We start from the raw sequence: 18,354 nt of genomic DNA, 5'->3' as shown, positions 1-18,354 counted from the left end.
CCGTCTCAGCGACCCGACCCACTCCCTGTCCAGGGTGCCTTGGTGCCATGAGCATTTCGGTGCCGTTTATGGCGCAGCCCGGTTTGACGCTGGGAGTGGAAGCAGCTCGGACAGCGTTATCACGGCGTTCCTGCGGCTGACTTCATCGTGCCCATTCGGGCTGCGTTCGTTGCAGGTAAGGCGACTAGCGGAGACCCTCCAGATCGTAAGGCGGAAAAGGTCGCCACCATATCGGCGAGCCGTTCCAGGGCGAAAGTCCGCTGGACGTGTATGCGGACTGCAGGCTAGCGAGAGCAGCATCTCGTTCTGCTCCGTCCGGTAATGGTCCGCCGGATTTTGCTTGCGGCTCGGGTTGAAGCGTGATGGCGGTCGAGTAAGGGTCGAGGCGGAAGAAGGCGACCACCTCCTCGATGAGTAGTCGCGTGAGGCGTTTCCCTCGCTTCGATTCATGGAGGAACATTCTGTCAATCAACAGCACTGAGTCAACCCAGTGGTCGGGATGGGAGTCGCGAATCTCTGCTGCGATGGCTCCGAGTCCTGAGGCGTCCGTGCTGATCGCGTCTGCCGCGTCGGCGATGTCCTCGTCGGAGACGTTCCAGCCGATCCAACCGCTGATAAAGGCACCGGCGCGTTCGTCGTCTGTGGCGAGCTCAATTTCGCATGAGAAGGCGCGGAGAATGTCTACACCGCCGTCAATCGGTCGGTGAACGGTGACGCGTGTTTCCCAATAGTCGCGGGCGGAGACTTCGTCGTTGAGCATTTAGAATTTTCTTCCCTGGTGGTGGTTCTGCAGGCAGGTCTACCTTTTCGCGCCTGCCCGGATCGACTCAAGTCGCATTCAGGCTGGTGCTGTTGCAGTTGGGACTGGCTACACGCATTGATCCACGACCGACGGAGGTTAGCCGTTACCCCAGTTCCAGCCCGGCAAGGACTCCAGTTTTGCTGATCGCTCAGCTTTCATGTTGTCCCTCCCACGCCACTGCTCCCGAACCCACAAGCCGAGTTTGACGTCTTGTTCTATGTGTCCGTCCGGGGGCTTGATGCGACCTTCGCGAGCGACGTATTGCTCTAACATCTCGAATTTTTGGTTCCAGATGTGATCGCTTTTTGTGCCCCAGAACCAGCCGGGTATAGCTTCCAGCTGAGCTTGTTTGTCGGAGTTGAGTCTTGTGTGCTCACGTCGCCGGAGCCTCGCCCATTGACCGATCTTCAGGCCGTCCTCGACGAAGTCGACTGGAACGTTTGCATGGCCTTCTCTTCGTGCGTAGGAACGCAGCAGCTCGAGGTGTTGCGTCCATGAGTCGTCGAGCGCGTTCCAGCTCCAGCCGGGAACGGCCTCCAACCGCTGGCGTCGGTCCTCTGTCATCGTGGTGCGATTGCTCCGTTGTTCCCCGACCCATCCGCCGAGATTGACTCCGTCCGCAACATAGCCACGCGTAACCCTTGTGTGTCCCTGGCGCCCGGCGAATACAACGAGCGATGAGTACGCCCGCTCCCAAGCGTCTGTGTGCGGGTCCCACGACCATCCGGGGACCGCTTCCAGGAGCTCTCGACGTTCCTGAGAGATGCTTTCGCGGTGATTCCGTTGTTCTAGTACCCAACCACCAAGATTTACACTGTCTTCCTTGAACCCTTGCGGTACGAGTGCGTGGCCTTCTCGTCTCCGATACTGCCTGAGCAGTTCGAGCTTCTGCTGCCACATCGCGGCTCGTGCGTCCCATACCCAACCGGGCATCGATTGCAATCGACCTACTTCGCTCGCGGAGAGATTCCTCTGGTTGCCTCGTTGGACGGTGATCCACGTTCCGAGTCGAAAGCCGTTCTCTAAGTGTGTGTTGGGGACGAGAGTATGACCTTCTCGTGCAGCAAAGGCTGTTAGAAATTCGAAGCCGCGGTCCCACTTCTCGGCTAGTGGTGTCCACGACCATTCCGGCAGTGCCTCAAGGAGTTGGATCCGCTCCGAAGTCATGTCGTCGCGGTTCGTGCGCTGCACGGCCACCCATTGCCCGAGCCTCAGACCGTCTTCGATCAACCGCTGCGACGGCCGAGCGTGACCCACCCGCGCGGCGAACGCCTTCAACGCCTGGTAGTTCCGCGTCCAGGTGTCCTTGCGGGTGTCCCACACCCAACCAGAAAACGCCTCCAGCTCTCGTGTCCTTTCTTCGGACAATTGGCCTCGCTTGTACAGACCACGCTGTGTCGCAACCCAGCTCCGGAGGTTGAAGTCACCGACCGCGTATGGAAAAGGAACGTCGGCGTGGCCATGTTCGGCTACGAACTGCTCCATGAGTTGAATCCAGGTACTCCATTGGTCTGCCAGTACGTCCCATGCCCACCCGGGGAGTCGGTCCAGCGCGGACCGCCTGTGGTCGCTGAGGGTCTTGTTAGTCAAAGCGATCCGTTGGACACTCGCCCATTGCCCGAGCGCGTACCCGTCCACGACGTAGTCGACGGCCACCCTTGAGGTGCCCTTGTCTGCGGCGTATTGCTCCAGCATCCCGTACCAAAAATTCCAGGGGGCACTTGTCTTCTCGATCAAACGAACATCGAACGCGTCGACGAATGCCTTTCCGACGGTGTGCGCCACGTCCAGGTGAATCTTATCCGGAATGCGTGCGCGCCCACCTGTGCGGCCGAGTTCGCGGCGTATCTCGTCGATCTGCTCCGCCATATGTTCGTCGTGAGAGCGCAGAGCAGTAACGACACGCCAGACAGACTTGAATGATGAATCTTTGAGTGCGGTTTCGGGATCCGCGGCGGTATCGATGAAAACTGGAATGACAATGGTTCCGACGGTTTTGTTCTCGGCCAGCCGAATTGCGCGCCCGACGGCCTGAACGATGTCGACCTCCGACCCTCGCGGGTCGATGAAGGCGACACCGTCAAGAGTGGGGACGTCGACGCCCTCACCGAGGCATCGCGCGTTGGCGAGTAAGCCGCGCTCGTCGTCGTCGAGGTGACGAAGACGTTGAAGGCGGACATGCCGCTCGCCGGACGACATCTCGCCCGAGGCGAACCCGGTCCACAATGTTCCCGGGGGCCGCTGCTCCGCGGGCATCCATTCGAGAATGTCGGGCATTTCCGCCGCGAACCGCTTGGCGCGAAGCACGCGGGAGTGGAAGCTGATCACGCGGCGAAGGTCATATTTTCGCATCGCTTTCGCAAGCCCGATCTGGCTGGCGAGGGTACGTGCGTCGGTGTCCTGGTCCTGTCGACGGATCAGAACGCCGTTGGTCGCCCACTCACGAAATGTCGAGTTGTCGACCCCGACGACAGCGACTTGGTAATCGGTGAGTAGTCCGCGTCGAATGGCTTCTCCGAAACTCAGACGGTGGAACACTTCCCCGAATTTCGTGGCGTCGTCCATCGACGCGACTTCCATTTCCGAGCCACGCGCCGCCGTCAGCACTCGTCCGGTGTAGTAGCGCGGTGTCGCCGTCATGAACAGCCGCCGGCGAGCCGCGATGGCGTTCGAGTCGAGAATCGTTGCGAATACCGTTGATTCGTCGCCCGCGACACGGTGACTCTCGTCCGCGATGGCCAGGTCGAAGTGCGGGACTTGTCCGAGGGTGAATGCTTTCGCGATCTGCGGCGAGGACTGATACGTCGAAAACACCACACGTGGTCCACTGCGTTGAAGGAACTCGGCGATCTCGGCGGGGTCGTTCTGAACTGGGAGGCACAGCTCGCTGGTGTACGCCAAGGCTGCGTCGTCCTGGGTGACGGTTTCATCGGAGCAGACTGGTAGCGCCTCGAACGGTTCGGTCGCGTTCGTTCTCCATACCGCCATCGTCTGCTTCAGCAGGGACAAGGACGGCAACAGAACCAGGGTTCGCTGCGCGTGGAGTTTTTGCTTGATGAACAGAGACGTGAGCGTCTTTCCTGTACCGCACGCCATGACGAGCTGACCACGGTCGGCGTTCTGGAAGCCGTCCACGACGTTGTCGAGAGCTTCGGTCTGGTGGTCGCGGGGTAGGGCCGGCTGTGGTGGTGGGATGGGATGTAGGAGGTCCGGGGACTCCGCCCAGTCGATGTCGGCAGTTTGGAGGTCGGCAAGGCCGATCAAGCCGACCGGTTTCTCCTGGGCGTCGATAGTTCTCCGTGCGACGTGGTGTATCCGGTCGGTGGTTGCGATGAGGAGGCGATAGTGGAACCGCCTCCTGGACGACTCGGACAGGAACTTGTCGACGTCGTTCTTCGTGACGGCGCGATCCGCGGCATATGCCTTCGCCTGTACCGCCCAGAGTTTTCCTTCGTTGTCTTCGACCACGAGGTCGATACCGGCGTCGCTGCCCCATCTGTGCTCCCAGTCGTCCCAGAGCCAGACATTGCGAACGGTGTGTCGGTAGTACGCGTCGTTCTGGAGGTACCACTTGCAGATGCGCTCGAACTGCCTGCCCCGGATGTGGTTGTCCTGGGAGAGGTTGTTGTACAGGGTGGCGAATGTGCCCATTCTGGAGACGATAATCGTCTTTAGCGACAGGTTCGTCTCCATAGGCGTCAAAGATCGACCCGAGTAGGTGTTCCCGGCGGGGCTGGTGCCGACGATCGGCCGAAAGTGCCGCGCTCATGCCTGTACGATGTGACCGTCCACCACCCGAACGCCGCTTGCGGCGGCTGAGTTCGAGATCGAGACCAAACGAATGGATGTCTCAGAAATCCGACGGCGGTTGAACATACCGCCGGTGGCGGGAATTGCATGGTTCTCGGTCGACGAGAAGGAAGTGGCCTTCGCCCAACATAAAAGCCCACGTCACCGTGCCGTGATTCTCAGATCTTGGCCTGATAGCAGCCCTCTCGCTTGGGTATTCGCTCGCTCCATGAGTAGTTCAAATGGCATTGAACACGAAGCACACGATCACAGGTACGAATACCCTGCTTGCTGGATCGAGAATCCCGCCAGGATAGTCACAACGGTGCCGTTAACGATAAAGAAATCAGTGTTGGATCATCAGACTGCAATGTGCGCGGAACCGGACGAATTGATAGCCACGGCCCTACTGGCAGTAGAGGTGGCACCGTGAGCGACACCCGATGAGCCAGTCCGTGACGTGGGATGATTTAAAAGTAGAGTTTGTCGAGAGCGTGATCGGCGAGCTCTGGCTGGAGGAGGTAGCTCGCGCAGTGCGCACAGTAGCACCGAAATATCCGCCAAGCAGCTATACCGAAACCGGGGAATGGAGCACCCGAGAGTACGAGAACCTGGTACAGGATGTTGTCGTCAAACAACTACTTGAAGCGGGGCAACTCGCGTACATAGTCGATACCGCATCCGACGTCTCGTCGGCGCGTGCCCTTGTACATCACATCGTCAGACGAACCCTTGCTCGTGGTCGACAGCGGACCGTCATCGACAATCTGCTGGAGAGATGCCGTCAGCTGCAGATCGCCGATGCCCGCAGCGGCGTTGCGCGCGTCGATCTAGACGCGTCGGGTCTGCGCGCCGTAGCTTCCATGGTCGCGAAACTTCCTCGCGTAAGAATCATCAACAGTGACCGGGCCCCGGTCGTGTACTCTGCCGAGACTCTTCAGGAAGTCCTCAGCCTGGTTCGTGAGGTCGTAGGGTCCGACGTCGGCGACCGAGACATGGCACGCATCTTCGAACTGGCTTTGACAGACTACCTCCCAAGCGGTCTTGTTCATAGTGATGGAGGCGAGGACGAACCTGATCGTCGGCTCACACCGGAAGATGAGGTTGCCGCAATCGATGCACTTAGACAACTTGTCGCCCTACCGGCAGACAGCCAGCGGCTACTCGCCCTCAAAATATCCAATAGGTCGGACGTGTACGTTGCAGAGTCCTTTGGTATCTCACGTCCGACTGCTGCCAAGCGTTTCAGAGAGGCGTCAAACGCGGTCCATGCGGTGATCGTTGACGCATCGGTTCAGATTCAAGATGAAGTGCTAACACGGTTCAGCGAGCATCTGCTCCAAAGGTACATACCCTCCGTAGACGGTCTGGGAGACGAATGATGAAGCCGAACACACCTGGATGGTTAGAGGACTCGCTGCGTGCGCTGGTGTCGGCTTCGCCGGGACCTGCTGCAGTCCACATTGGACCTTCGACTCCAAGACCAGGTGAAGTACGACGTCTTGAGCCCATGGATCATGGCGGTCCTTCACCGCATCTAGTTCTGGTGACGGATGTTGACCGTGAACTCGCATCGGCGTCAGTGGTTGCCCTGTCTAACGACGTTGAGATGGGCAGTGATATAGATCGTCTATTGCCTCGAGGCGCCAGTGGGTTACCTTACGACCTCGTCGTGTTGCCCGACGTGGTTGGCCCTGTGTGGTTTGTACAACTGGGGCCGGCCCTCGCGACTTTTGTTGGGGACTTTGCAGAACTGCCGCCTGCTGGTATCCCTCTGCGCGACCAGAAGGATTTTCGCTGGGCATGGAAGGAGCGCCGACTCGACCAGTTGGTCGCCTTGACTGCCGAATGCCGCTATCAACTACTGGACGGCGAGTTAACAATGGTTGTTGATCCGGCGGCTTTCGACCTGGATTTAGTCGCGAACGAGGATCGGGCACAGATGACTATTGCAACGGTTAACCTATGTAAATCTCAATCGATCCGCGTGTCTACAAATGTGCTGCGATCGACTGCAGTGAGCAGCAAATCTCCCGCGTACGAGTCATATGTAGCGCTCACTCGAACAATCCCTCGTTATCCACACTTGCTCTATCCGGACGCGCTATACAGCGGGGAAGTGGCGTTTCAACGAGACGTTGAGGACGATCCTTTGCCGAATGCGGTCGCCGGGTTAATAGCTAAGTTAGATGATAATCTTCGTTGTATAAGGGTTGCAACAATCTCTTCGCTATGGAATCGTTCTGCACTCGATTCTGGGGCAGGATACTTTGGTATAAGTATGGAAGGAAGAAGACATCAGATGGTGCTTTCCAAAGTTGATCACGAAGAGGACAGTCGTGTCTGAATCTGTTTGGCACGACGGCCTGACTTTACGTCGCTGGCGTCTGCGCAACTTCAAATCGGTGCAGCATGCGGATGTTGAACTAGCGCCACTAACTGTGATCGTTGGTGCAAATTCGGCTGGCAAGAGCACACTATTGCAATCGATAAGAGTCGCTGCTCAAGCCGCCACCTCAAACAGCGAGTTTTTTCCCCTGAACGGTGAGCAAATTCGCGTCGGCACCTTCGATGAGACGCGATTCTCGGGCGCTCGCGAGGCAGGCGATCCAATAATGCTAGGTGGACAGTTTCACTTCGGTTCGGAATCCTACTCAACCGTTGCACCTGGCTACGGCTCAGTGCATCTTCCACGCCGCCGATTTCGTCGGCAACGTGAGCACGGGCAAGACACTTTTATCGATTGGGACTTGACTCTAATGGGGGCCCCAAAGCAGCAGTCTGCATCAACCAACATAGTCGGGATCGAAGTGTCCGCTTTTGTCACTAGCGACTTGCATTCGTCCCTGCGCGCCGATCGCTCTGCAACGCCAACGTCAAATTCTTTCGGCCATGAATACCAGTACGGGGGAACTGTCACCGAAGCAGCGGGCGAATCAATAGAACTAACCGACCTCAATATTCGTGGTGGTTTTCCGATTCGATACATGTACACGGAGCCGCTCGCTGACATCCTGTTTTGGGCGTGGTATGAGGGCCGTCAGGCAGCGATGCGCGCCAATCTTCCTCGCGACGCATCTGCGAGGACTCGCGAACGGTGGTTGAACGAGGACGCCAAAAAGGCTAGAGATGAGTCTGGACCAATGCCCGGCACTGCGGAGGTGGTCGACGCGATCACGGCGGACCTCCGTACAATTCTGGATGATCTTCAGGACGTGCTGCAAACGCCGAACGCGCAGCGGATGCTTTATATCCGCGTTAGAGAACTAGCCGATACACGGGAGTGGCGTCTGGATAGTGATTGGCCTAGGACTCAGCTGGCGGAAATATATCAACAGGTGACAGAGCGGCTGGGCCTTGGCGACCGGCGAGGCCCCAAACTTGCGTCACTGCCGGACCTTCTGGATTCGACGGTAAGCGAGTCCAGGGATTTTCTTGCCAACCGCGTTCAGCATCTGGGTCCGCTTCGAATGGACCCGCAGGTTGTTTATCGATCATCGCCCACCGCCAATCCGGGATTCATTGGGGCCAAGGGGGAGTACACCGCCTCGGTCCTGGAAACTGGCGGCGATCAGAGAATTCAGAACCCGCCGGTACTCCCCGACGGCAAAGGATCCGGTCAGACGCTGCTTAAAGCAGTAAACTCGTGGGCCGCACACCTAGGGATCGGGGACGGGTTCAGTACTGAGGACAGCGGACGTCTGGGATTGCAACTTTCGGTTCGGCCTTCGGACGTGAACCTCGATCTGGATCTAACAAGTGTCGGAACGGGCGTGAGCCAGATCCTTCCTGTCTTAGTCATGTGCCTACAAGCCCCTCCAGGATCGCTGCTTCTGATTGAGCAACCAGAATTGCACTTGAATCCTGCCGTGCAACAGCGTTTAGCGGATTTTCTGCTGGCAGTTGCATCAAGCGGACGGCAATTAATCGTGGAGACTCATAGTGACTATCTGATCACCCGTTTGAGGCGGCGTACAGCTGAAGACCAAACCGATCTCAACCAGCAGCGCATTACCATCATCTTTGCCGAGCGACACGATGGCGCTACGACCTATAAGGGAGTGAGACCGGCCTCTGACGGGTCAATGGCGGACTGGCCATCGGGATTCTTCGACGAAACCGCACAGGATTCGCAAGCTCTAATGGAGGCACTGATCGAGAGGGCAGAAAGGTAGAGTCACTGGTCCTTCAGGTAGTTGGCGGGCGGAATTCACCGGTCGGCGCATCGCTAAGTTAAATTAATATTAGTTCATCGTTCTTATAGGTGGGTGATCTGAATCAACGCATCGTCTGCGCTCTCGTTGAGTTGCGAAGAATCGTAGTCGAGAAATTGGTCGAAGCGCTGGAGAGTCTGCGCCGTTTGGGAAAGTGCAGTCCGTCCGTGTTCTTGTTGGTGCAGCGTAGCTAGGGATTTCTCGGGCCTCATATGTAGAGTTGTTGGCTAAGTGATCATGATGTGCGGGCGCTATGTGTGTTGCGAATGCGGTTGAGTATTCCCACACGTGGTGATGAACGCGCTGATCGCTGTGATCCTCACGCCGGCATCGACCGGAGGTGTGATCGGTTGCTTGTCGCAGCAACCCAGCGAACCAGTGCTGAGTTCGGCGAGGGCCCAATCGCTGAAGCGATTTTCTCTCCGACGATGAGGTCTGGCGGGTCCCCTCCGAAATGCCGGGAATCGCTTGAGCCTCGACTCTGGGCGGCCGATTGGCCACATATAGGTGTTGTGTCCGTGCGTTCGCCGAGACATTCGGCAGCTCCAGCGGTCGCCCGACCCACGTGACCTGTTTGCGGGCACACATCAACTCGCGACGTGGTTCGCCCCTGCACGTGGAGCGCTGCGAATGCCGCGGTCACCTACATCTCAGGCCCGGCGATGTTCGGAGGTCTGCGCGGCCCGTTGATCTGTTGGGGTTGACTGGCAGGTCCCCGATAGTCGGGCCACCGTGTTCTAGAGCCACGGTGTGATTGATTTCAGTCGATCTCGCAACCCTCGACCGGTTGGTGGTTGTGGGTGCATCGGGCAGCGTACTCGGCCGGCGTGAGGTAGCCGAGGGATGAGTGCCGGTGTCGATGGTTGTGGTCGTCTTTGAAGTCCTCGATCACCACCCTCGCTTCGAGCAGGCTCGTCCAGTGATTTCGGTTCAGGCACTCCTTCCGTAGCCGATTGTTGAACGATTCGATGTGTCCGTTGTTCCACGGCGTCCCCGGCGGGATGTAGGAGATACCGACACGATCTCGGCAGAATTGTTGCAGCACATGAGAAATGAACTCCGGACCGTTGTCCATTCGCAGCACCAACGGCGGCCCGCCCCACAGCGCGAACGTCTTGTCGAGCTCGTCGGTCAGCCGCTGTGCGGTGATCGAGCGCTCCACGATATTCAACAGGGACTGCCGGGTGTGTTCGTCGATCATCGACGCGATTTTGATCGCCTTCCCGTCTACGGTCGAATCGAACTGAAAGTCCATAGCCCACACCACTTTCGGCGCATCGGCTTCGATTTGCGGGCAGGAGCTGATGCCGGCGCGTTTGCGTGGATGGTAGATCCGAACCTGCAGACCCTCCTCTTTCCAGAGCCGGTGCACCTTCTTCTTGTTCACCGACATGCCCTGGTCGTGCCTCAGATGTGCCCAGGCGCGACGGAAGCCGTGCAGCGGATGCGAGCCTGCGTACTTCCGCAACGACGCCCTCAAAGCCGCGTCGGGGTCCGCGGGCGTTTCGGCGATCGGTGTTCGTGCGTAGGTGGAGCGGGCAAGCCCAACTGCTCTGCACGCCAGACGTTTCGACACACTCATCGTGTTGACAAGCATGTCGACGGCGCGGCGCTTGGCGGCTGGGCTCAGAATTTCCCCTTCGCTACCTCCCGCAGTGCATCCTTCTCCAGCTCGGCCTCGGCGAGCAGGCGTTTGAGCTTGCCGTTCTGCTCGCGCAACTCTTTGAGTTCCTTCGCGGCATCGGTGTCCATCCCGCCGTACTGACGACGCCAGTTGTACAACGTCGCCGCCGACACCTCGAGCTCCGCCGCGATCTCATCCTGCGTCTTGCCCGCAGCAGTGAGCTCATCGGCACGGCGCAGCTTGCGCACGATGTCCTCGGCAGAGTTCCGCTTCCGTCCAGCCATGTTCTCCATCGTCCTATCCGCCCAGCTCATGGGCAACAAGACTCTAAAACGAGATGGCTCCGTTCACTGGGGACACGCCAGTTGACCACCTACAACAACTGAGTCTCGACGGCCGCGTGCAGATCCGGGTTCGGTGTCAGTTTGCGCGAACTCAGCGTGCGCAGAGCGATGTATCACGCGCATGACTGAAGAGCTGGGCCCGATCGGTGAGGACCTTGAGCGAACAAATCCAATTTTGACGCTCCATCTTCATCTGCGACCTGAAAATGCCAACCCTGTAATTCTCCTGGTTTAAGAATTTGACATCTCGCCTCGCAGCACGCCTCTAACAGTGTGAGGGACCGGAAAGCCGCCCGACGAGGGGCGGCGTCTGGACCATGACCGCAGTTACGGAGGTTACAGCGTGCGTATCGAAAAGTGTGACATTGAAAGCAGCCCGATCGCGGCTGGTGCTCAAAGCGACAGTCCTTGGTCTGACTCAGCCTGCGTGGGGGTGTCTCATGCATAGTCACGTAACCCACGCTGACCTGGTCACGTTCGCGGTCAAGAGGGTCAATGTGCCCTCTGCGACCGCCAAATCGCGGCGCACTCAGGTCGCGCACCTACGGAGTCGACTTGAGGCATACATTGCAGACCACCCCGACTACAACCTCGTGAAGATGCGTGGGTCGGGGAGCGTCGCGAAGCACACCGCTATCAATTCAAGCTCTGACACTGACATCGCCGCGTACGTACGCGCAGCGGCAGTGGGAGGTGTAGACGTCGACGAAACTAAGCTTCTGGAATGGCTCCGTGACCGCTGTATCGAGGTATACGGCGCAACTAAGGAAGCCAGCGATTTCGAGATCTCGCACCACGCGGTCGGCATCACGATGCACGGCACGGGCCTCAAGATCGACGTAGCCCCGGTGCTTTACGAAGGCGAGCCGGACGATCGCGGACACCTCGTCACTCAGACAGGTGACCGCGTCCTCACGTCGGTAACGCTGCATAAGGAGTTCTTGAACAAGCGGCGCGCGGTGGCAGGCCCCGAGTATAGGGAATTCATCCGCCTGGTGAAGGCCTTCGTCCACCGCGCCAAGCTGGAGGCCGCCGCCTCCGGACCGGAGCTTCGTTTCAAGTCATTTCTCGTCGAGCTCATAGTGGCGCATCTGTGGGACAACGGCTGGCTTTCGAAGCCGTTCGCGATCAAGGACTACCCGCGCGCTTTCGAGCAGTTCTTCGCCTACATCGTTATGACCGAGCTTAAAGAGCCGATCGTTTTCACCGACTACTACCAGGCAAGCGAGGTCGACATCTGCGTCGACGCTGTGCAGGTCTGGGACCCAGTTAACCCGTCCAACAACGTGACTAAAGGCTATTCCGAGAGTGACCGCTTGAGACTCGTCCAGCGGTGCTCCGAAGCCCTCGACAAGGTCAACACCGCCTCGTCCGCCACGAACAAGACCGCCGCCGTCACAGCGTGGAAGTCGCTCTTCGGCCCGACCTTCCCAGGAGCCTGACATGACCAGTTCCTATACGCGTTCCGCAACATTCACTATCACCAACGCGCGTGAGATCGCAGCCAGCGTAGGTGCCGACCTACGCAACCTCTACTCCAAGTACGGCGAACCCGACCCTAGTTGCATTGAGATGTTCACAGAGGAACTTGCGTTATACCTCAGGGCCGGGTATCTCGACTTTGTTCAGTTCGGATTCCGCGATGAAGACAGATGGGTGCTCAAGCTCCAGTACACCGCCGTCGTGGGCGGGCACCTCCGCAACGACACCCCTGGAAACCTGCCCAGTGCGATGGCTGTAGTCGGGCACGACTTCCACAGCTACCTCCAGCAGAACTCTGCGTTCCGCGGCCTCTCGCCCGAAGAACGGGCGGCGTTCAGGGCAACCCTCCCTACGAGTCGGACCCCGGGAACAGCCCCGACCGCCAACCGCGCGACCTCATCTGCCGGAACTCAATTCTCGAACAACGGCCGGGGTGTTGACCGCACCGTCTACCTCGATATCTGACCACCGCCCGGTGCCCCCACACAGGCGAAAGCCGATAACACATTTTAAGGACCAAACCCATGGCAAGTTCAACAAGCCTTTTTCATCCAGTTATCCCGCTACCGGACGACGTCCGTGCTGACCGCTACGCCAGATTGGTGGGCCTCGACTCGGTCAAAGCCAGGCTCCGCAAGGAGGCAGCTGTCCTCGCCGACCCGACGATGCTCACCGGATGGGCATCCAAGAACCATCCGAAAGTGGCACCGAACGACCAATCGCTTACCCTGCTTAAAGACCGCGCCCCTCTGCTGCTGTTTGCAGGCGACGTCGGTTCTGGCAAGTCCGCACTCGCGGAGAGCTTCGGATGCGACCTCGCTACACACCTGGGAACAGAGGTCGAGCTGTGGCGACTCAAGCTCTCGACTCGTGGATCGGGCCACGTAGGCGAGATGACCGGCCTGATCAACTCTGCATTCGAAGAAGTCACGTCCGAGGCCAAGCTCGGCCGCAACTATCGCACAGGCGAAGTCTCGAAAGTTACCATCATGGTGATCGACGAAGCCGACGCACTCGTCCAATCCCGCGAAGCCACCCAGATGCACCACGAGGACCGAGCAGGTGTCGACGCGTTCCTCGCCGCGATCGACAATCTCGCCGGCTCTGGCATTCCACTTCTCGTGGTGATGTGCACCAACCGGCTCGCAGCGCTAGATCCGGCAGTCAAGCGCAGGGCCGCAGCCATATTTGAGTTTGGACGTCCGGACGAAGGTCAACGGCGTCAGGTGCTCGCGACGGCTTTTAAAAACTACGACCTCGCCGATGACACCATAGAGAAGCTGGTTATTGCGACCGGACCTCAAGGCCCCGAACACTACGGCTTCACTTATTCAGACCTCACCCAGCGCCTTCTGCCCGCCGCAATACTGACTGCCTTCCCCGACGACGCAATCACTGCAGACCTACTTTTCGCAGTGGCTTCGGACCTCGGCCCCACCGCCGCCTTCAACGACCAGGCGACAGCATGAATGCCCCGACCGCTCCTCGCGACGCGGGCGCCCAGACCGGCACCGAGGTGAAACCGTTGACGGGCCAGTACGACATCGCCGCAGCATTTCGTCGAAAGCAGTCGATTCTGCTGGACTCGCACGCCTCGGTCCGCGACGTGATCAGTCATCCGACAGGTCTGGGCGACCATTCCGAGGCTGACTGGGTCGGCGTGTTGAAGGATTTTCTGCCTGAGCGCTACACTGTCGGTCCGATTTTTGCAGTAGACGCAGATGGTGCCAGGAGCGAACAAATTGACGTGGCGGTCTATGACAGGCAGTACTCACCACTCTGGTTCGGATCGCAGGCCGGCTTCAATATCGTTCCTGTGGAAGCTGTATACGCAGTGTTCGAGGTCAAACCAACCATCGACACTACGTACATCGCCGCAGCGTGTAGGAAGGTCGCGTCTGTTCGCCAGCTTCGCCGCACGTCAGCACCCATCAAGCACGCAGGCGGGGCCTTCAGTGCGACAAACCCGACGTCGAAGCACATCATAGGTGGGCTTCTTGCTGCAAAGGCATCGTGGGTCGATCGCACCGCGACAATCGCGAAGCTCGAAGAGCATTTGCCCGCAATTGGTTTGGACGGATCCCTCGACATCGGAATCGCGGTTGACACGATCGCGTTCGACTACACACCCGCGCCTACCAAACTAGGGAGCAGGCAGGGCGAGATCCCGCTTGAGTTCAGCGCGGAGACCGACCAGCTGATTCATTTTGGGATCCGCCTTTTTCGTCAACTGCAGCAACTCGGGACCGTGCTCGCCATCGATATGGGCGACTACGAGTCAGCGCTTGCTCGACAGTAGACCAGCGTCTCCGCTAGCCAAGATCGAGTCGCTTGTAGGTTGGAACCCGTCGCGAAAGACATGTTCAGGCGGGCGTGTGCAGCGACTTTTTGGGGACACCCCGCGATGTTCACACGATTGTTGTATTAGGGTTTGTGGCGCGAAGTCGGACCTCTCCACCCCCCAAGTGCCGGCGTTCTGGGCGAGTTGTTATCCGTACTTTACGATCAGACTTTTATTCGAGCTTTCGAGCAAATACGAGTGAGTTATTGCGGATGCACGCGGAGACGTCAACCCACCGAACGGTGGGAAGTTAGCGTTCGGGAGAGATCGTCTGAACGCTTTGCGCCTGGTAGGCACAGTCACTGGGTCCGGGGTTCGAGTCCCTGTGGGCGTAAGCGAGAAGGCCCGGTGCCAACCGCGAGCTAGTCGGTCATTCTTATGGTTTTGCGTTCCGGGTGGAGCACGAACGCATCCCGCGGCCGTTGTCGACTACTCGCTCTTATGTTCAGCTGACCCTTCGTGAACGCTTCCTGCAGTTCCGCCGGTGAACGGCAACCCGTCTTCGTGAGTTGGACCGTGAGAGTTGATGCAAACCAATGAATTGCAGATTGGAGGTTCCTCGCTCAAATTCCGATCGGAATCAGGCTCGGTGTCACAAGCGTGTCACAAGTCGGTACCTACGAGGATGGATTCGGTTGGTACCACCTGGACGATTGGCACTGGTCAGAGTGTCTGTGGTGGTTCCATCCGGACGTATCTGGTTGTCTCGCAACATACTTGTAAGCGAGCGGTCAACGGTTCAATCCCGTTAGGAGGCTCTTTCGGACGGCTCTGACCAGCGAAAACGGTTGGGGCCGTCTCTTTTTGGCCTATCTCGGCCGCTCGTTTCTTGCGCGAGCCCGGTTCGTCCACCTGGGTTTATGTGTCGACTGTGACCTGGGGTTTTGCCGGTTCGGCGGCTCCATTCGGCGTTCGGTGTCACAGAATGTCACAACTCGTTGCCAACTCATCGGTGAGCGTTCGCGTGGATGTAGGTGGCCGCGTACGGACTGGGCGGAAGGTTGCCGGACCGGATTGCACGTCGGATCCAGTGTCGGTTCTGTAGGCCTGGAGCCTACGTATCCGACACTGGATCGAGGTGTCTGTGACGACAAGCGATGTTCGACGCCGTCAGGCCGGTCTACCTTCGGAGTTCACTCGGCTTCCGATGCGGATGGTGCGGGCCGCGACGGCGGCCGATGTCTACGCGCACCCGCGCGCCGAGCTTGCGCGGCTGACGGACTTGGGTCTGCTGCATCTGGTGGCAAAAGGCTTCTAGGTGGCGGTGCCCGACGATCGGGTCGGGACCGAGTGGATGCCTGGATTCGAGGCTGCGGCGACAGGTATCGCGGTTGCGGCCTACAGCGCCGACGATGCCGTCGTAATGGGTGTCAGCGCGGCCCGGCTGCACAGGGTAATCCCACGAGCGTTGGCGACGGCTGTGGTGACTGTGCCGAAGCGGCACGATCCGATTCGGTTGGCGGATCGTCAGGCGCTGGTTCGGTTAGTTGTGCGCGACACGGCACGTCTGGATGCGGAGCGCGTCGTGCCCGAGTTGGATTTGGTGAAGCGTCCGGGCTCGGTGACGCCGAGTGTGAGGTGTGGCCGGCGGTGGAGCAGTTGTATCGACGGTGCAGTCCAGAAGTGTTAGCCGAGATCGCTGGGGCTCAGAAGATGCGAACGACGCTGACGCGTCTGCAGGATCGGTTGGGGGAGAAGTAGTGAATCCCGACGAGCTGGAGACGGTGGCAACGCAGTTCGGTGTCGCGAGCGCTCAAGTCGAACGGGATCACCTGATCTCGCACCTGCTCGGCTATCTGAGTGCGCACTTCGCGGATCGGAATGTATTCATCGGCGGAACAGCCTTGGCTCGAACCCATTTGGGCGATGGTCGTCTCAGTGAGGACATCGACCTGATTGCGGTCGGTTCCAGATCGGAGGTCGCTCGTGATCTCGTCCGCGCTCTCCCACGCGCGGTGATGCGCAGCCACGGGCGATTGGTGTGGGACTCGGCGATCAGCGAGGTGCCCGAGCGCCTCGGTGCAGTGGTGAGGTCGCAGTCCGGTCTGGCTGTCAAGGTGCAGTTGCTGTCGGCGGAAGGTCGCCCAGCATGGCCGCTGGAAAACCGGCGGCTCGAACAACGGTTTGAGGATGCACCGGGAGCTGAGTTGACGGTGCCCACGCGGCCCGCGTTCGTTGCGGGTAAGACGGTGACCTGGTGTGAGCGGCGGGCGTCGCGTGATCTGTGGGACCTGTGGGCACTCAATCGCATTGGCGCATTCGAACCGGAAGTGGCCGATTTGTATCGGAGGTTCGGGCCCACGAACAAGTTGCCTGGTGAATTGCAGTTCGCGGATGCTCCGACCGAATCCGATAGGGAGAGCAAACTTTTCCGCGTCCGGACCCGTATCTTGCGAGCTGGGTGGTCGATCAGCCGTCGGAAGCGTGGAGGTCGACATCGGGGAAGCGCTCATCGAAGACGCGTTGGACATCGGGGTTGACCGCAGCGAAAACCTGATCGAGGAGCGTGCCGAGTTGCAGCGTCTGCGAGTGTCCTAGGACGTCGATCATGACGCGCCTGACTTCGCGGACGTGCCCGGGGGCGGCCTGGGCGACCACGTCCTTACCCTCCTGCGTCAGAGCCACCTCTGTGAAGCGACCGTTGTCGGTATCCGGTCGGCGACGCACCCAGCCGCGATTCTCCATCTTGGTCAAAGTGTGTGACAGGCGAGAGATAGAGCCACCGACGAATGCGGCGAGGTCACTCATGCGGACCGTCTGATGGGGCGTGTCCGATATACATGAAAGGACCATGTAGTCGAAGTTGTTGATTCCCGCGTCTTGCTTGAGCTGGACACTCAGGACTGTCGGCAGCGACTCGACCAGACCGGCGAGCGTCAGCCACGCCCGGATCTCCTCCGGGTCAGCCATTGGGGGTCGCTCGTCATCGCCCGAGTGTAGTTTTCGAGTTTGACGGGCACGTTCATCGACCTCAGTGGACATCGCGTAGGCCGCGCTTCGCCGGCGGTGACGCCAGGGTGCGAGAGCTCTGCCTGAAGTATCGAAGGTGCACTGCTACGTGCAGCGCTGCGTTGTGTTCTTACGCGTCTGGTCCGATCAGGACGATCCCGTATTTGGGTGCGGCGAGCATCATGCGTGCGATCTCTGCGTCGTCGATGGCTGGGGCGGGGCCGTTGTTGGTGGCGGGTTGGCCGGACTCGCGGAAGAAGCCTTCGATCCCGCCGGGGATGAAGCCCAGCAGGATTCGGCTCGGTGTATCTGCTGTGTTGCGGAAACTGTGGGCAATTCCTCGAGGACCGAACGCGAAGTCACCCGGCCCGACTGCGTGGGTCGCGCCGCCGATTGTGATCTCGAACGTCCCGTCGAGAACGGTCCAGAACTCGTCCTCGTTGGTGTGGATGTGCGGGGGCGGGCCACCGCCGGGGGTGGTGATGCATTCGATGACTGCGAAGCTTCCACCCGTGTTCTCGGCGGTTGCCTTGTAGATCAGGGTGTCGGCGACGAACCACACCCGCTCGCCCTCCCCGGCTGCGACGGTGAAACCTTCGACGGGAGTGGTTGTCTCCCCGCCGCTTTCGGTATCACCGGTGGTACCCCGCGGATTGTGTTCACCTGGGAGTGGTTCGAACTCGCTCCTGTGCGGGGATATGCCCGCGGTCGTCCGTGCCGGTGTCGATGTCGTTCATCGACACCTTGACGGCAAACACGCACTGTTGAAATATCAACTGTGGGTGTCGAGGTGTTCCGAAGGGGGAAGT

General features: G+C 59.3%; 14 protein-coding genes. 9 read left to right on the top strand and 5 right to left on the bottom strand.

Translation table 11 applies throughout. The features are described 5' to 3' along the window. Nucleotides 1-184: 184 nt before the first annotated feature. Both CH274_RS05400 and CH274_RS05395 read right to left on the bottom strand, forming a co-directional pair. Nucleotides 185-760 (bottom strand): hypothetical protein, encoded by a 576-nt coding sequence (locus CH274_RS05400; protein WP_094656850.1) that lies wholly within the window; start codon nt 758-760, stop codon nt 185-187. Nucleotides 761-898: 138 nt separating this feature from the next. After that, on the bottom strand, nt 899-4,453 hold the full coding sequence (locus CH274_RS05395; protein WP_094656851.1) for a DEAD/DEAH box helicase: 3,555 nt from the start codon (nt 4,451-4,453) through the stop codon (nt 899-901). A 581-nt stretch (nt 4,454-5,034) separates the two neighbouring features. Between CH274_RS05395 and CH274_RS05390 the strand changes: the two genes are divergently transcribed. The 3 genes from CH274_RS05390 to CH274_RS05385 all read left to right on the top strand — a co-directional run bounded on the left by CH274_RS05390 (nt 5,035) and on the right by CH274_RS05385 (nt 8,766). Next, a complete protein-coding gene (locus tag CH274_RS05390; RefSeq protein ID WP_094656852.1) occupies nt 5,035-5,973 on the top strand; it encodes a hypothetical protein in 939 nt (312 codons plus the stop codon). Between the two features lie 164 nt (nt 5,974-6,137). Beyond that, nucleotides 6,138-6,938 carry a hypothetical protein gene (locus tag CH274_RS28845; protein WP_143546525.1) on the top strand — a complete coding sequence of 267 codons (801 nt, stop codon included), beginning with the start codon at nt 6,138-6,140 and terminating at the stop codon, nt 6,936-6,938. Continuing rightward, entirely contained in the window at nt 6,931-8,766 is a 1,836-nt protein-coding gene (locus tag CH274_RS05385) for an AAA family ATPase (RefSeq protein WP_143546526.1), read from the top strand. The genes CH274_RS28845 and CH274_RS05385 overlap by 8 nt, the downstream gene beginning before the upstream one ends. A gap of 799 nt (nt 8,767-9,565) precedes the next feature. Here the strand turns inward: CH274_RS05385 and CH274_RS05380 are convergent. Continuing rightward, nucleotides 9,566-10,713, bottom strand: a protein-coding gene (locus CH274_RS05380; protein ID WP_373453907.1) for an IS3 family transposase whose coding sequence is annotated in 2 segments (ribosomal slippage) — nt 9,566-10,437 and nt 10,437-10,713 — 1,149 coding nt in all. Because the reading frame shifts where the segments join, the coding sequence is not laid out codon by codon here. A 377-nt stretch (nt 10,714-11,090) separates the two neighbouring features. On the opposite strand from CH274_RS05380, the gene CH274_RS05375 reads away from it, so the two are divergent. The 6 genes from CH274_RS05375 (at nt 11,091) to CH274_RS05350 (ending at nt 17,076) form a co-directional block, all read left to right on the top strand. After that, nucleotides 11,091-12,215, top strand: coding sequence for a CBASS oligonucleotide cyclase (locus tag CH274_RS05375; protein ID WP_306436595.1), 1,125 nt, complete (start codon nt 11,091-11,093; stop codon nt 12,213-12,215). A 1-nt stretch (nt 12,216) separates the two neighbouring features. Beyond that, complete coding sequence (locus CH274_RS05370) at nt 12,217-12,720, top strand: HORMA-1 domain-containing protein (RefSeq protein WP_094656855.1); 504 nt, start codon at nt 12,217-12,219, stop codon at nt 12,718-12,720. A gap of 137 nt (nt 12,721-12,857) precedes the next feature. Continuing rightward, the gene (locus CH274_RS05365) at nt 12,858-13,724 is read left to right on the top strand and encodes an AAA family ATPase (protein ID WP_256993478.1); all 867 of its coding nucleotides are present in this window, start codon (nt 12,858-12,860) and stop codon (nt 13,722-13,724) included. Continuing rightward, complete coding sequence (locus tag CH274_RS05360) at nt 13,721-14,554, top strand: DUF6602 domain-containing protein (RefSeq protein ID WP_094656857.1); 834 nt, start codon at nt 13,721-13,723, stop codon at nt 14,552-14,554. Before CH274_RS05365 ends, CH274_RS05360 begins: the two co-directional genes overlap by 4 nt. A 1,120-nt stretch (nt 14,555-15,674) precedes the next feature. Next, nucleotides 15,675-15,854 carry a hypothetical protein gene (locus CH274_RS29630; protein WP_256993479.1) on the top strand — a complete coding sequence of 60 codons (180 nt, stop codon included), beginning with the start codon at nt 15,675-15,677 and terminating at the stop codon, nt 15,852-15,854. A gap of 442 nt (nt 15,855-16,296) precedes the next feature. Beyond that, nucleotides 16,297-17,076: a nucleotidyl transferase AbiEii/AbiGii toxin family protein gene (locus CH274_RS05350; protein ID WP_094656858.1), complete on the top strand. Its 780-nt coding sequence runs from the start codon at nt 16,297-16,299 to the stop codon at nt 17,074-17,076. Here CH274_RS05350 and CH274_RS05345 read toward each other — a convergent pair. Continuing rightward, entirely contained in the window at nt 17,006-17,506 is a 501-nt protein-coding gene (locus CH274_RS05345; RefSeq protein WP_179275637.1) for a MarR family winged helix-turn-helix transcriptional regulator, read from the bottom strand. The two genes, CH274_RS05350 and CH274_RS05345, sit on opposite strands and share 71 nt — an antisense overlap. 169 nt (nt 17,507-17,675) lie before the next feature. Further along, nucleotides 17,676-18,107, bottom strand: coding sequence for a cupin domain-containing protein (locus tag CH274_RS05340; protein ID WP_179275638.1), 432 nt, complete (start codon nt 18,105-18,107; stop codon nt 17,676-17,678). Nucleotides 18,108-18,354 lie beyond the last annotated feature (247 nt).

The organism is Rhodococcus sp. 06-418-5 (assembly GCF_002258285.1).
Taxonomy (GTDB): domain Bacteria; phylum Actinomycetota; class Actinomycetes; order Mycobacteriales; family Mycobacteriaceae; genus Rhodococcoides.
This window is presented reverse-complemented; position numbering and strand designations above follow the sequence as displayed.

Excerpts from the sequence above, each read along its gene's own strand:
- CH274_RS05375 (WP_306436595.1), top strand. The coding sequence starts at position 11,091 with ATGACCGCAGTTACGGAGGTTACAGCGTGCGTATCGAAAAGTGTGACA.
- CH274_RS05345 (WP_179275637.1), bottom strand. The coding sequence starts at position 17,506 with ATGGCTGACCCGGAGGAGATCCGGGCGTGGCTGACGCTCGCCGGTCTG.
- CH274_RS05395 (WP_094656851.1), bottom strand. The coding sequence starts at position 4,453 with ATGGGCACATTCGCCACCCTGTACAACAACCTCTCCCAGGACAACCAC.
- CH274_RS05400 (WP_094656850.1), bottom strand. The coding sequence starts at position 760 with ATGCTCAACGACGAAGTCTCCGCCCGCGACTATTGGGAAACACGCGTC.
- CH274_RS05370 (WP_094656855.1), top strand. The coding sequence starts at position 12,217 with ATGACCAGTTCCTATACGCGTTCCGCAACATTCACTATCACCAACGCG.
- CH274_RS05360 (WP_094656857.1), top strand. The coding sequence starts at position 13,721 with ATGAATGCCCCGACCGCTCCTCGCGACGCGGGCGCCCAGACCGGCACC.
- CH274_RS05390 (WP_094656852.1), top strand. The coding sequence starts at position 5,035 with ATGAGCCAGTCCGTGACGTGGGATGATTTAAAAGTAGAGTTTGTCGAG.